The sequence below is a fragment of the Pseudomonas sp. TH07 genome, assembly GCF_016651285.1.
In the GTDB taxonomy this organism is placed as follows: Bacteria; Pseudomonadota; Gammaproteobacteria; order Pseudomonadales; family Pseudomonadaceae; genus Aquipseudomonas.
Window position 1 is genome coordinate 3,051,835 of the sequence record NZ_JAEKED010000001.1, and the last position, 13,891, is coordinate 3,065,725.

Consider the following 13,891-nt stretch of genomic DNA (forward strand, 5'->3'; position numbering starts at 1 on the left):
GCTGCGCTGGACGCTCAACTGACTGGCCAGACCCTTTGCTCACCCACCACATAGATCCGGCTGTCCGGCATCGGCGCTATTCGATAGCCGCCGGTAAAGGCGCCGAACGCCGGCAGCAGGCTGACTTCATGTCCCAGTTGAAAGCACGGCAGGCGCAGGCTTTGCCGGCCCTTGCCCTGCAAGCGATACACCGGGTGCACGTGGCCGGCCAGTACGTGCTGGCCGGCGCGTGGGACGGGGTCGTGGCACAGCGCGAAGGGCCCGAGGCTGAGCGGTTCATCGACCACCTCGATATCCAGGTCGGCCGGCGGATCGCCGGACCGCTGGTCGTGGTTGCCGCGGATCAAGGTCACCTGCAGTGCCTGATGCCGCTGACGCCAGGCGCGCAAGGGCGCCAGGGTGGCCTCGACCTGGGAGCCCGGGCCATGCAGGAAGTCGCCGAGAAAGATCAGCCGCTCACAGTCCAGTTTGGCCAGTAACCCTTCAAGCACCAGCAGGTTGCTCGCGGTGGTGCCCCGGGGTACCGGCTGGCCCAGGCTGCGATAGGCGGCGGCCTTGCCGAAATGCGCATCGGCAATCAGCAGGCAACGCCGGGCGGGCCAGTAGATGGCTTTTTCCGCCAGCAACCATAGGGTTTCGCCCGCCAGGGTGACCGGGCAGTGCGCGCTCATGATCGGCCTGCGCGGTCAGCCGAGGTTTCCAGGTCGCTGACCATCCGCGCGATACGGTCGGCGAGTTTTTCCGAACTCATGCTTTCCCTGAAACGCTCCACCAGCAACGGAAATGCCAGGGGCGTTGCGCGTTTTATGGCATGCAGGTCGAGCCGCAACTGGCTGATATGGGCCAGGGTCTGCTCCAGGCGCTGCACATCCAGTTCTTCGCGCAGCACTTCCTCGGCAGCCTGGGCCAGCAACAGGTTGCCGGCGTCGTATTGTTTGAACACTTCAAAGAACAGGCTGCTGGACGCCTGCACCTGGCGCGTGCTTTTCGGCGCGCCGGGGTAACCGGCGAACACCAGGCCGGCGATACGCGCCACTTCGCGAAAGCGCCGTTGGGCGAGCTCCCCGGCATTGAGGCTGGCCAGGACATCGGGCAGCAGTTGCTCACGGCTTAACAGCTCGCCGTTGAATGAGTGGTGCCAGTCGATGGGCGTGGCGCTGAGCAGTTCCAGGCCGTAGTCGTTGACCGCAATGGAAAAGGTGATGGCCTGGCGCTGGCTGATACGCCACGCGAGCAGGCTGGCCAGGCCCAGGTGCACTTGGCGGCCGGCGAAGGGGTAAAGAAACAGATGCCAGCCTTCGCGGGATTTCAGGGTTTCCGCCAGCAGTGTCTGCGGCGTCGGCAGGCTCGACCAGCGTTGCTGGAGCTCCAGCAGGGGCTGCACCCGCTGCATTTCCGGGCCGCGATACTGGCCTTGGGCAGCTTCGCCAAAACGCTGGATCATCGCAGCTGCCAGCTCCCCGGAAAGTGGCATGCGTCCGCCGTTCCAGCGCGGTACGGCGGCCTTTTTCGCGGTGCTGCGACGTACATAGGCAGTCATGTTTTCCACCCGCACCAGTTCCAGCAGGCGGCCGGCGAACAAAAAACCATCTCCCGGACGCAGGCGGGCGATAAAACCTTCCTCGACATTACCCAGGGTCTTGCCGCCACCGCCCTTGCTCCAGAACTTCAATTGCAGGCTGGCGTCGCTGACGATGGTGCCGATGCTCATGCGATGGCGACGGGCGAGGCGCGCATCCGGCACGCGCCAGATGCCCTGTTCGTCCGGCTCCACCCGGCGGTAGTCGGGATAGGCGGTCAGGGACAGCCCGCCGTGGCGCACAAAGGCCAGGGCCCAGGCCCATTCGGCGTCGCTGAGGTCGCGGTAGGCCCAGGTGCTGCGTACTTCCTGCAGCAGTTGCGCCGGCTCGAAACCGCCGCCCAAAGCCATGCTCACCAAGTGCTGCACTAACACGTCCAGGGGCTTGTGCGGCGAGGTGCGCGGTTCGAGGCGGCGCTGGGCCACGGCGTCCTGTGCGGCGGCGGCTTCGATCAGTTCCAGGCTGTGGGTCGGCACCAGGGTCACCCGCGAGGCGCGCCCCGGCGCATGGCCCGAGCGGCCGGCGCGCTGTATCAGGCGCGCCACGCCTTTGGCCGAACCGATCTGCAGCACCCGCTCCACCGGCAGGAAATCCACCCCCAGGTCCAGGCTCGAGGTGCAGACCACCGCCTTGAGTTGCCCATCCTTGAGCGCGCGCTCCACCCATTCACGAGTTTCCCGGGCCAGGGAGCTGTGGTGCAGGGCGATCAGGCCGGCCCAATCCGGCCGTGCTTCGAGCAGCGCCTGATACCAGACCTCGGCCTGGGCGCGGGTGTTGGTGAACACCAGGCAACTGGGGCTGCCGTCAATTTCTGCCACCACTTGGGGCAGCAGGCGCAGCCCCATGTGCCCGGCCCAGGGGAAGCGCTCGATGACCGCCGGCAATAGGGTGTCGACCTGCAATGGCTTGCGGTTGTCGCCTTGCACGCTGAGGGCCGGCCCCTGGGGGATCAGTACCTGTTCGGCATAAGCCTGGTTGCCCAGGGTGGCGGAAACGCCCCAGACGATTAGTTCCGGGTGCCATTGGCGCAGGCGGGCCAGGGCCAGTTGCAGCTGCACGCCACGCTTGTTGCCAAGCAATTCGTGCCATTCATCCACCACCACCATGCGCAAGGTCGCCAGCGCGGTTTCGGCATCTGCGCGGGCCAGCAGCAGGGTCAGGCTTTCCGGAGTGGTGATCAGCGCCGTGGGCAGGCGCCGGCCCTGGCGTGCGCGTTCGCCGGCGCTGGTATCTCCGGTGCGCAGGCCGACGCTCCAGGCAATGCCCAGAGAGGACAGCGGCACCTGCAGCGCACGGGCGCTGTCGGCGGCCAGGGCGCGCATCGGGGTGATCCAGAGCACGGTCAGCGGGGGCGCCACGGGCTTGCGCCGGCGTGGAGCATCGCTGGTACCGGGTGCGGTCGAGCTGGCGTAGCGATTGAGCGCGGCGAACCACAGGGCGTAGGTTTTACCGGCGCCGGTGTTGGCGTGCAGCACCCCCGACTGGCCACGCTTGACCGCCGCCCACACCGCCTTTTGAAAGGTGAAGGGCTTCCAGCCTTGGGTGTTGAACCACTGGTGTGCGTAGTCGCAGGTCTTGGCCATGCAGGGGCGTGCGCTCTGAACTTCCTGATTCAGAGACCGCGGGAGCGGGCGACTAGTTTAATCGCGTTGGCCGCGGCGCCGCTCAAGGCGGCGCCCCCGGTTACTTGAGGTTGCCGCTAAGGAACTGCTGCAAGCGCTCGCTTTTCGGATTGCCCAGCACGTCTTCCGGGGTGCCTTCTTCTTCCACCAGGCCCTTGTGCAGAAACAGCACCTGGCTCGAAACCTTGCGCGCAAAGCTCATTTCGTGGGTGACCATGATCATGGTCCGGCCTTCTTCGGCCAGGCCCTGGATCACTTTCAGCACTTCGCCCACCAGCTCCGGGTCCAGGGCCGAGGTCGGTTCGTCGAACAGCATCACCTCCGGTTCCATGGCCAGGGCGCGGGCGATGGCCACCCGCTGTTGTTGGCCGCCCGAGAGAAACGCCGGGTACTGATCGGCCACCCGCGCCGGCAGCCCGACCTTGTCCAGGTAGCGCCGGGCGCGGTCTTCGGCGTCCTTTTTACTCACCCCCAGCACCCGGCGCGGGGCCATGGTGATGTTTTCCAGCACGGTCATGTGGCTCCACAGGTTGAAGTGCTGGAACACCATGGCCAGCCGGGTGCGGATCCGTTGCAGCTCGTCATCGTCGGCCACGCGCATGCCGTGGCGGTCGCTGACCATGCGGATCGGCTGGCCGTCCAGGCTCATGGCGCCGTCGTCGGGGGTCTCCAGAAAGTTGATGCAGCGCAGGAAGGTACTTTTGCCCGAGCCGCTGGCACCGATCAGGCTGATCACGTCGCCGGTCCTGGCCTTGAGCGAAACGCCTTTGAGCACTTCGTTGTCGCCGTAGCACTTGTGCAGGCCTTCGATGGTTAGTTTGTACATGGAGCGAACATCCTCAAGGCGAAAGTAGGTAGCCGCTGCGATAGGCTTCGCGGCCGGCGACATGGGCGATGACCATGCCGGCGGTGGCCATGCGCCGCAGCGAACGGGCATACAGCAGCCCGGCGTGGCGACAATGAATCGGGGTCACCCGGTCGTGGATCGGGTCGATGACTTGCGCCACCAGTTGCCCGGCTTCCAGGTACTCCCCCGGCAAGGCGGTGAACACCAGCAGGCCGCCGACCGGGGTCGTCACCGGCTCAACGCCCGCCAGGGGCGTGGCCGGGTAGGGCAGCTCGGGCAAGGGCGGCGCCTCGCCGGCAATGGCGCCGTGGTGGGTCAGGTAATCCAGCAGGGCCTGGCAGTCGAGGCTGGCCAGGCCGTGGTTGACGTCGCCCTGGCCGCGCAGTTCCAGGGTCACGGAAAAGCTGCCCTGGGGGATCGCGAAACGTTCGCCGAAGCGCTGCTGCAACTGCCACCAGAGCAGGGTGAAGCATTCGTCGAACGACTGTCCGCCAGAGTCGGTGGCCAGCAGGCTGGCCTCGGCACCGATGTAGCGCGCCAGGGGCTCGACCTGCTCCCAGGCTTCGGGGGTGGTGTAGAGGTGGGCCACGGCTTCGAAGTCGCAGTGCAGGTCGAGCACCATATCGGCGTCGCAGGCCAGGCGTTGCAGGGTCAGGCGCTGGGATTGCAGCTGGGTGGTCGCGCTGTGCAGGTCCAGGGCCTGGCGCAGGCTGGCGCGGATCAGTTCCAGGTTGAGTTGCGGGTCGTCACCCAACTGGCCTTCGAGGGCGTTGCCCACCTGTTCGCCAAGGTCGACGAACCAGCGGTTGAAGTTCTGCCCGCTTTCCAGCTCGTAGCGCCCCAGGGGCACGTCCATCAGCACCTGCTCCAGGCCCACCGGGTTGGCCACCGGCACCAGGACGATTTCACTGAGCAGTTGGCCGGCGGCTTCGAGCTCCGCCAGGCGCAGTTTCAGGTGCCAGGCCACCAGCATGCCGGGCATTTCATCGGCGTGCAGGGACGCCTGGATATAGATTTTGCCGGCGGCGTGCTGCGGCCCGAAGTGGAAGCTGTGGATCTGCCGCGCAGTGCCGGGCAGCGGGGCGAGCAGGTCGTGGATCTGGTGGCGCATGTGCAAGTCCTAGTGGGTCGGCCCGAGGAAGGCCAGCCAGCGACGTTCGGCCAGGCGGAACAGGCCGACCAGGGCGAAGGTCACGCAGAGGTAGATCACCGCGGCAATCCCGAACGACTGGAAGGTCAGGAAGGTGGCCGAGTTGGCATCGCGCGCGACTTTCAACACATCCGGGATGGTCGCGGTGAAGGCCACGGTGGTGGAGTGCAGCATCAGGATCACTTCATTGCTGTAGTAGGGCAGCGAGCGGCGCAGGGCCGAGGGCATGATCACGTAGGCATACAGCTTCCAACCGCTGAGGCCATAGGCCTTGGCCGCCTCGACTTCGCCATGGGCCATGCTGCGGATCGCCCCGGCGAAGATCTCCGTGGTGTAGGCGCAGGTGTTGAGGGCGAAGGCGAGGATGGTGCAGTTCATGGCATCGCGAAAGAACGCGTCCAGCACCGGCTGCGCGCGGATCGCGGCAATGCTGTAGATCCCGGTGTAGCAGATCAGCAGCTGGATATAGAGCGGGGTGCCGCGAAACAGGTAGGTGTAGAACTGCACCGGCCAGCGGATGTAACGCTTGGGCGAGACCCGGGCGATGGACAGCGGGATCGACACCAGAAAGCCGATGCAGATCGAGGCGCTGAGCAGCCACATGGTCATGGCCAGCCCGGTGATGTTGTAGCCGTCGCTGTAGAGGAACGGCCGCCAGTATTCCTGCAGGAGCTCGATCATCGTACGGCCTCCCGGGAACCGGCGGCGTAGCGGCGTTCGAGCCAGCGCAGGACGACGTTCGAGGCGCTGGTGATCAACAGGTAGATCAGCGCCGCGATGACCAGGAAGTAGAACAGCTGGTAGGTGCTCTTGCCCGCATCCTGGGCAGCCTTGACCAGGTCGGCCAGGCCGATGATCGAGACCAGGGCGGTGGCCTTGAGCATCACCATCCAGTTATTGCCGATGCCCGGCAGGGCGAAACGCATCATTTGCGGAAACACCACGAAGCGAAAGCGCTGGCCGCGCTTGAGGCCATAGGCGGTGGCGGCTTCGACCTGGCCCCGGGGCACGGCGAGGATCGCGCCGCGAAAGGTTTCGGTGAAGTAGGCGCCATAGATAAAGCCCAGGGTGATGACCCCGGCGCTGAATGGGTTGATTTCGATGTATTCCCATTCCATCAAGTCGGTGAAGGAGGTCAGCCAGGTTTGCAGGCTGTAGAAAATCAGCAGCATCAGCACCAGGTCCGGCACCCCGCGAATCAGCGTGGTGTAGAGCTGGGCCGGGACCCGCAGCAGGGCCAGGCTGGAAAGTTTGGCGCTGGCGCCGATCAGGCCGAGCAGTACGGCGACCAACAGCGACAACACGGACAGCTTGATCGTCATCCAGGTGCCTTCCAGCAGCAGGGGGCCGAAACCCTTCAGGCTGAAGGCGGAAAGCCCTAGGGTTTGCAAGAGTTCTTCGAACATAAATCAGGGACCTGTGGCGATAAAAAAGCGCCCATCGAAGATGGGCGCCAGAGCATTACTTACCGCTGTAGAGATTCAGGTCGCCGAAGTGCTTTTTCTGGATGGTGGCGTAGGTGCCATCATCGTGTAACGCTTTGATACCTTTATCGAGGAGGGCTTTGAGGTCTTTGTTACCTTTCGAGATGCCGACGGCGGTCTTGGCTGGCAGCAATGGGCTGTCCACCGGCTTGCTGACTTCGTAATCCGCACCTTGTGGCGACTTGAGGAAGCCCAGTTCGGCTTGCAGCATGTCCTGGATCGACGCATCGAGACGCCCGGAGATCAGGTCGGCGTAGACCTGGTCCTGGTTCTGGTAGGCCTGGGTCTTGACCCCGGCCTTGTCCAGCACGGCCTTGGCGTAGGCTTCCTGGATGGTGCCCTGCTCGTAGCCGACGGTCTTGCCCTTGAGGGACGCGAGGTCTTCGCTCAGGCCTGCGCCTTTTTTGAACACGAAGGAGGTCGGGCCGGAGAACAGTTCATTGGAGAAATCGATGACCTTTTCACGGGCCGGAGTGACGGTCATGGAAGAGATCACACCGTCGAATTTGTTGGCTTTGAGGCCAGGGATCATGCCGTCGAAGTCACTTTCTACCCATTTGCACTTGACCTTGAGCTCGGCGCAGATCGCATTCCCCAGATCGATATCGAAGCCCACCAGGCTGCCGTCGGCGGCTTTGGATTCAAAAGGTGCATAGGAGGGGTCGACGCCAAAACGCAGTTCCTTGTATTCCTTGGCCAGCGCGGAACCGGCGGCCATGCAGAGAGCCAGTGCAGAAAGGGTCAGCAATGCTTTTTTCATTATTCAATCCCTAAAAACCAATATGAGCGCTTGTGGCGCATGGGTACTGTTACTGGAATGCAGCAGACTCAATGAAAGTAGCAATTTCCGAACCAGAGTCCCGAACAAGTGTTTTAAAAGGTGGCACGAGTGTTTGGCCGGTGCGACCCATGCGCCGAAACAGGGCGCGCGCCAGGCGCCGCATCAATAAGGTGCAAGGCGGGCTGACAGGGGTTCAGCCCAATAGATCCTGGAGGGTGGCGAGGCTGTCGGCGTCTTCGACGCGCTTGTCCTGGCGCCAGCGCAGCATGCGCGGGAAGCGCACGGCAATTCCGCTTTTATGCCGCTTGGACAGGGCGATGCCCTCGAATCCCAGCTCGAACACCAGGCTTGGGGTAACACTGCTCACCGGGCCGAACTTCTCGACTGTGGTCTTGCGCACGATGCTGTCGACGTTGCGCATCTCTTCATCGGTCAGCCCGGAATAGGCCTTGGCGAACGGCACCAGGTTGCGCTCGCTGGCGCCGGGCGGGCCATCCCACACAGCAAAGGTGTAATCACTGTAGAGACTGGCGCGCCGGCCATGGCCGCGCTGGGCATAAATCAGCACCGCATCGACGCTGAACGGCTCGACCTTCCACTTCCACCACACGCCCATGTCCTTGGTCCGGCCAACCCCATAGAGCGCGTCGCGGGCCTTGAGCATCATGCCTTCGACCCCCAGGCTGCGGGATGCTTCGCGCTGGCGCGCCAGGTCGAACCAGTCTCGGCCCTGCAAAACCTCGGAGGACAACAGCAGCGGGCTGGCGCACTCCTTGATCACCTGCTCGAGTTGGCTGCGGCGCTGCGCCTGGGGCTGGTTGCGCCAGTCCTGGCCCTGCCATTCCAGCAGGTCGTAGGCCAGTAGCACCACCGGGGCGTCGGCGAGGACCTTCTTGCTCACATTGCGTCGACCAATGCGCTGTTGCAGCAGGGCAAAGGGCTGCACTGACGGGGCCGGCACCGCGCCGGGCGCGGCGTCATCCGGCGCGGGTGCTTTCCAGACCAGGATCTCGCCGTCGATGACTGTGCCATCCGGCAGGTGCTGGCCCAGAACCAGCAGTTCGGGAAAACGTTCGGTGACCAGCTCTTCGCCCCGGGACCAGATCCACAGCCGGCCCTCGCGCTTGACCAGTTGCGCGCGGATGCCGTCCCACTTCCACTCCACTTGCCAGTCGCTGACCGGGCCCAGCAGGGCTTCGAAGTTTTCCACCGGCTGGGCCAGGGCGTGGGCCAGGAAAAACGGGTAAGGCTGGCCACCGCGTTGTGCGTGCTCATCGGCCGACTCGGGGGCGATCAGCTTGAGGTAGCTGGCGGCGTCGGGGCGGTGCGACAAATCGGTGTAGCCCACCAGGCGCTGCGCCACCCGTTTGCTGTCGAGCCCGGCCATGGCCGCCAGGGCCCGGGTCACCAGCAGTTTGGAGACGCCGACGCGGAAGCTGCCGGTGATCAACTTGATGCACAGCATCAGGCTTTGCCGGTCCAGTTGCGCCCAGAGTCGGGGCAGTTGGGCGGCCAGGGTCTCGGCCGGTGCGCCACGCAGGGGCAGGAGTTTGTCCTCGATCCACAGGGCCAGGCCTTCGTTCGAGCCCTGGGGAGATTCGGGCAGCACCAGGGAGATGGTTTCCGCGAGGTCGCCGACGGCCTGGTAGCTCTCTTCGAACAGCCAGGGCTCAAGCCCGGACAGGGCCACGGCCAGCTCGCGCAGGGTGCGGGTGGGTACCAGTTGCCGGGGCCGGCCGCCGGACAGAAAGTACACCGCCCAGGCCGCATCTTCCGGCGCCGCCTGGGCGAAGTAGGCCTGCATGGCGGCCAGTTTGGCGTTGCTCGAGGTGGTGGCGTCCAGGTCGGCATAGAGGCTGGCAAAGGCTTTCATGGCGCGCCCTCGGTGGCGGGTTCCGGGGTGGCGTTGTCGTCTTCGTCATCGCCGTATTCGGTGCTGAAGCCCTGGGCGTCCAGGCCCTGTTCGCACAGGTAACGCACCAGCACCGCGACCGAGCCGTGGGTCACCAGCACCCGTTGGGCGCCGGTCTGTTGGATGGCCCAGAGCAGCCCGGGCCAGTCGGCATGGTCAGACAGCACGAAACCGCGATCGACGCCGCGCCGCCGGCGGGTGCCACGCAAGCGCATCCAGCCGCTGGCAAAGGCATCGCTGTAATCGCCAAAGCGGCGCATCCAGCTGCTGCCGCTGGCCGAGGGCGGCGCCAGTACCAGTGCCTGGCGCATCAACGGGTCGTTCTTGTCGACATCGCCGGCGTACAGCGTCGGTGGCAGGTGGATGCCACCTGCGCGATACACCTGGTTCAGTGGTTCCACCGCGCCGTGGACCAGGATCGGCCCGAGGCTGGCATCGATGCCGTGGAGAATGCGCTGGGCTTTGCCGAACGAATAACAGAACAACACGCTGGCTTTGCCCGCGCCGATGTTGCCCTGCCACCACTGATTGATCTCGGCAAAGATCTCGGCCTGTGGCTGCCAGCGATAAATCGGCAGGCCAAAGGTCGACTCGGTAATAAAGGTATGGCACCGCACCGGCTCGAACGGCGCGCAGGTGCCATCGGGCTCGACCTTGTAGTCACCGGAGGCGACCCAGACTTCACCTTGGTATTCCAGGCGCACCTGGGCCGAGCCCAGCACATGCCCGGCGGGGTGAAAACTCAAGGTCACGCCGTGGTGCAGCAGGCGTTCGCCGTAGTCAAGGGTTTGCAGGTTGATGGCCGGGCCCAGGCGCGAGCGCAGGATGCCTTCACCCGGGGTTGCCGCCAGGTAATGCTGATTGCCGCCGCGGGCATGGTCGCCATGGGCGTGGGTAATCACGGCGCGCTCGACCGGGCGCCAGGGGTCGATATAGAAATCCCCGGCCGTGCAGTACAAACCTTCAGGGCGCGCAATCACAAGGTCCATGGAAAGTGCCAGGAGCAGTGGGCTTGCTAAGTAGGAGGCGGGCGGCGCGGGAGAAGTTCGATCGGGTGTGGGGTGAAGGCGCGGCTCAAGGCCGGACGCCCGCCCGGCGCTGGAGTGCCGGGCGGGCGGTGCGGCTTACTTGCCGGGGACCAGGGTCAGGCGGGTCTTGCCGTAGCTGCGCTCGAAGTTCTGCGGTTGCAGCGGCAGGCTCAGGTACTGGCCCTTGAGCCACGGGTCGATGGCGTTGGCGTAGTTCGGGCTGGCCGGGTTGCCGGACTGGCCACTGCTATTGACGCCCATCAGCGGCTCGCTCTGGCCGAAGTCGACGATAAAGCGCAGTGCGGGCGTGTCGGTGACCGCGAAGTCCTGGCCCCAGCGGTAGGCGCCGCCGTTCAGGGTGCTGTGGTCGCCGCCCATTTGCAGCGGGCCACGAATGGTTTGGCCACTGCTGTTGGTCCAGCTGTAGCTGTGCAACTTGCCCCACTGCCAGGCCTTGCGGTCGGCGCCGAGCTGGGTTTCGCCGGCGCTGATGGCGGCGGCCAGGCTGCGGGCGAGGATCGCCGGTTTGTCTTCCTTTTGCGCAGTGCGCGAGTCATCCCAGAACGGGCTGTCTTCTTCGCCGAGCAGGTGCGCGGCCTGGGCCGAGTAGGACAATGTGCCGTTGGCGACAAAGGCTTTCCAGGTGGCGCTGGTGGATGGGCCGAGCTTGTCGAGGAAGATCTGTTTGGCGCTTTCCTGGAGGAACAGCTCGTAGATCGCCGCATCCGCCGAGCCGGCGCTGAGCTTGCCATCAAACGCCAGCAAGCGGCTGTAGGCCTCGCGCGCTTTGCTGCGGTCGGCTTCAGGCAGGGCGTCGATGGCTTTTTTCAGCGGCTGGGACATGCCCGGCGCTTCGAACATTTTCTTCAGCTTGGCGGCAAAGGTGGTGCCCTGGTCGTATTGCAGGGCGATCAGGCTGCGGCTGTCCTGCTTGCCACTCGAGGCCAGTTGCGCCATGCGCTCACCGCGCTCCGGGGCGTGCCAGGAGTTGGACAGCTGCATGCCGTAGCCCTGGGTGATGATTCGCTGGTTGGCGGTGCCGAGCCAGCCCTGGGCCGGGTCCTGGTCGTAGGGGTGGAGCATCGGATCGGCGTAACCGTCCCAGTCGTAGCGCCCGTCCCAGCCTGGCGAAGGCAGCAGGCCCTGGCCTTCACGGCGGTTGGGGAAGCGCCCGGTCACTTGCCAGCCGATACTGCTGGCATCGGCGAACACCATGTTCAGCGCGATGGCACGGATCTCGCGGCTGGCATCCGAGGCCTTTTCGACGTTTTGCGCCCGGGACAGGTCGAAGAACGCGTCCAGGCTCTTGTCGTCCTTGAGGTCCGGCATTTGCAGGGCCAAACCGTAGCCGCTGCCGAGGGTTGTGCCCTGGCCGCTGTTGAGCAGAGGCCCGTGGCGGGTTTCGTACACGGCTTCGCGAATCGGCCGTTGGCCTTTGACGAAAAAGGTCTCGTTACGCACGCCGGCCGGCTGCCATTTGCCGCCCGCCAGGTAGTACAGGGCGTTGCCCTGGAACTTGAGTTTTTCCAGGAACAGGTCTTGGTTGTCGCCGTTGACTGCGCTCAGGCTCCAGGCCACCTTGCCGTTGAAGCCCTGGATAATCGCCGGCAGGCCGGCAATCGAAGCGCCAGCAGCCTGGTACTTCGGCGCGCGGATCTGCACGTAGTTCCAGGCCTGCATGTGGCTGTCGGCGGCCAGCAGGCTGCGGCCACTGCGGCTGCGCTGCGGCGCGATGGCCAGGTTGCTGGCGCTGGTGATGCCCAGCGGGTTGAGCGCACTCAGGCGCTCGGCGGCCCCGCTGACTTGCGCCAGGCCCGGCACATTGAGGGCGATGCCCTTGAGTTTTTCTGCCTCGGCAAAGGGCAGCGGCTCGTCCGGGTAGCTTGGGGTCAGCCAGGCCAGCTTGTCGGCGCCGACTTTCTGCGCCAGTACCAGGGCGTTGATTTCTTCCTGCAGGTTGGCCGACTGGCCGAAATTCAGCAGGCAAAAAATCAGCGCCGAGTCTTCGGGTTTCCAGTACTCAGGCTTGTAGCCGGTGGCCGCCAGGTCCGGCGGCAGCTTGTCGCGGTAGCGGAACAGGTAGGCGTTGACGCCGCGGGCATAGACCTCGAAGAAGCGTTTGATGCGCGGCGAGGAGGCCTTGTACAGCTCGTCGGCGCTCTTTTTCAGGTTGACGCTGCGCATCAGGCGGTCGACGTCCAGCACCTCGGCACCGGACATTTCTGCCAGGCGGCCCTGAGCCAGCAGGCGCAGGGTCACCATCTGATTGATGCGGTCGCTGGCGTGCACGTACCCCAGGGTGAACAGCGCATCGTGGAAGCTGTTGCTCTCGATCAGCGGCATGCCCATGGCATTGCGCCGCACCGAAACGTTCTGCGCCAGGCCCTTGAGCGGTTGCACGCCGGAGGAGGGGGGCACGGTGTCCTGGGTGTTCCATGACTGGCAACCGGCCAGGCTGAGAACGCCGGCCACTGCCGCGGCAACGCCGAACCGGGGAAGTAAATGTGTGAGGGCTGGCGAGGCCATGGCAAAGCTCCTGCGGGGGTAGCGTCAATAAAGGCGCTACGTTAGTGAGCAGGCGAGTGCCGCGCAAGCCGGGGCAGCGGGTATTTGTGCTTTGCCGGGCAAATAGCGATCGAAGGCAGGCCGCGTCCGGGTTCAGGGGGACGCGGCCAGCCGGCGATGGGTCAATTGCGCCGGGGTATCAGCTCGGGTTGACCCGCTGCACGATGGCATAGGCGCGTTCGGTGGCAGGTCGCGCCTGGATGCGGTTGAACCAGCGCTGCACATGGGGGAAGTCTTGCAGATGCTGGCTCTGCTTCTTGTAGGAAACGATCCAGGGATAGATCGCCATGTCGGCAATGCTGTACTCGCTGCCGGCAACGAAGTCGCGGTCGGCCAGGCGCCGGTCCAGCACCCCATACAGGCGCGCGGTTTCGTCGATGTAGCGCTTGATCGCGTAGGGGACTTTCTCCGGGGCAGCGTGGCTGAAGTGATGGTTCTGGCCCGCCATCGGCCCCAGCCCGCCCATTTGCCAGAACAGCCACTGCAGGGCCTCCTGGCGTCCGCGCAGGTCCTTGGGCAGGAACTGTCCGGTCTTTTCTGCGAGGTACAAAAGAATCGCCCCGGACTCGAACAGCGACAGCGGCGCGCCGCCATCCTCGGGCTGGTGATCGACAATCGCCGGGATCCGGTTGTTGGGGGCGATCTTGAGAAAGTCCGGCTTGAACTGTTCGCCCTGGCCGATATTCACCGGGTGAACCTCATAGGGCAGGCCGGCTTCTTCGAGGAACAGTGAAATCTTGTGGCCGTTGGGGGTGGTCCAGTAATACAGGTCGATCATGGAACTCTCCAGCTGGGACGGGTCTTCAAATAGGGACAGCAAACAATGGCATTAGGTCGTCCTGTTTGCGCGCGTCGGCTTGCCTGTCATGGGAGGTGATGCTGAAGTGCGCAGAATTCAATGGCCCAACCCGGAGAAAATCAG

General features: G+C 64.8%; 11 protein-coding genes. All 11 read right to left on the reverse strand.

The window, feature by feature from the left end; translation table 11 throughout:
• Positions 1 to 14 precede the first annotated feature (14 nt).
• Positions 15 to 671 (reverse strand): ligase-associated DNA damage response endonuclease PdeM, encoded by a 657-nt coding sequence (pdeM, locus tag JFU57_RS14250; RefSeq protein WP_078470134.1) that lies wholly within the window; start codon positions 669 to 671, stop codon positions 15 to 17.
• Positions 668 to 3,163, reverse strand: coding sequence for a ligase-associated DNA damage response DEXH box helicase (locus JFU57_RS14255; RefSeq protein WP_201129718.1), 2,496 nt, complete (start codon positions 3,161 to 3,163; stop codon positions 668 to 670). The genes pdeM and JFU57_RS14255 overlap by 4 nt, the downstream gene beginning before the upstream one ends.
• A gap of 100 nt (positions 3,164 to 3,263) precedes the next feature.
• Positions 3,264 to 4,028, reverse strand: coding sequence for an ABC transporter ATP-binding protein (locus tag JFU57_RS14260; protein ID WP_078470136.1), 765 nt, complete (start codon positions 4,026 to 4,028; stop codon positions 3,264 to 3,266).
• A 13-nt stretch (positions 4,029 to 4,041) separates the two neighbouring features.
• Positions 4,042 to 5,160 (reverse strand): succinylglutamate desuccinylase/aspartoacylase family protein, encoded by a 1,119-nt coding sequence (locus JFU57_RS14265; RefSeq protein WP_201129720.1) that lies wholly within the window; start codon positions 5,158 to 5,160, stop codon positions 4,042 to 4,044.
• Positions 5,161 to 5,169: 9 nt separating this feature from the next.
• A complete protein-coding gene (locus tag JFU57_RS14270) occupies positions 5,170 to 5,880 on the reverse strand; it encodes an ABC transporter permease (RefSeq protein WP_020297209.1) in 711 nt (236 codons plus the stop codon).
• Positions 5,877 to 6,605 (reverse strand): ABC transporter permease, encoded by a 729-nt coding sequence (locus tag JFU57_RS14275; RefSeq protein WP_078470138.1) that lies wholly within the window; start codon positions 6,603 to 6,605, stop codon positions 5,877 to 5,879. Before JFU57_RS14275 ends, JFU57_RS14270 begins: the two co-directional genes overlap by 4 nt.
• A gap of 55 nt (positions 6,606 to 6,660) precedes the next feature.
• Positions 6,661 to 7,443 carry a transporter substrate-binding domain-containing protein gene (locus JFU57_RS14280; protein WP_020297207.1) on the reverse strand — a complete coding sequence of 261 codons (783 nt, stop codon included), beginning with the start codon at positions 7,441 to 7,443 and terminating at the stop codon, positions 6,661 to 6,663.
• 214 nt (positions 7,444 to 7,657) lie between these two features.
• A complete protein-coding gene (locus JFU57_RS14285; RefSeq protein ID WP_201129722.1) occupies positions 7,658 to 9,337 on the reverse strand; it encodes an ATP-dependent DNA ligase in 1,680 nt (559 codons plus the stop codon).
• Positions 9,334 to 10,365, reverse strand: coding sequence for a ligase-associated DNA damage response exonuclease (locus JFU57_RS14290; RefSeq protein WP_201129724.1), 1,032 nt, complete (start codon positions 10,363 to 10,365; stop codon positions 9,334 to 9,336). The genes JFU57_RS14285 and JFU57_RS14290 overlap by 4 nt, the downstream gene beginning before the upstream one ends.
• A 135-nt stretch (positions 10,366 to 10,500) precedes the next feature.
• Positions 10,501 to 12,930, reverse strand: coding sequence for a penicillin acylase family protein (locus JFU57_RS14295; protein ID WP_201129726.1), 2,430 nt, complete (start codon positions 12,928 to 12,930; stop codon positions 10,501 to 10,503).
• 178 nt (positions 12,931 to 13,108) lie between these two features.
• Positions 13,109 to 13,747, reverse strand: a complete 639-nt coding sequence (locus JFU57_RS14300) for a glutathione binding-like protein (RefSeq protein WP_078470142.1) — start codon at positions 13,745 to 13,747, stop codon at positions 13,109 to 13,111.
• Positions 13,748 to 13,891: the final 144 nt, after the last annotated feature.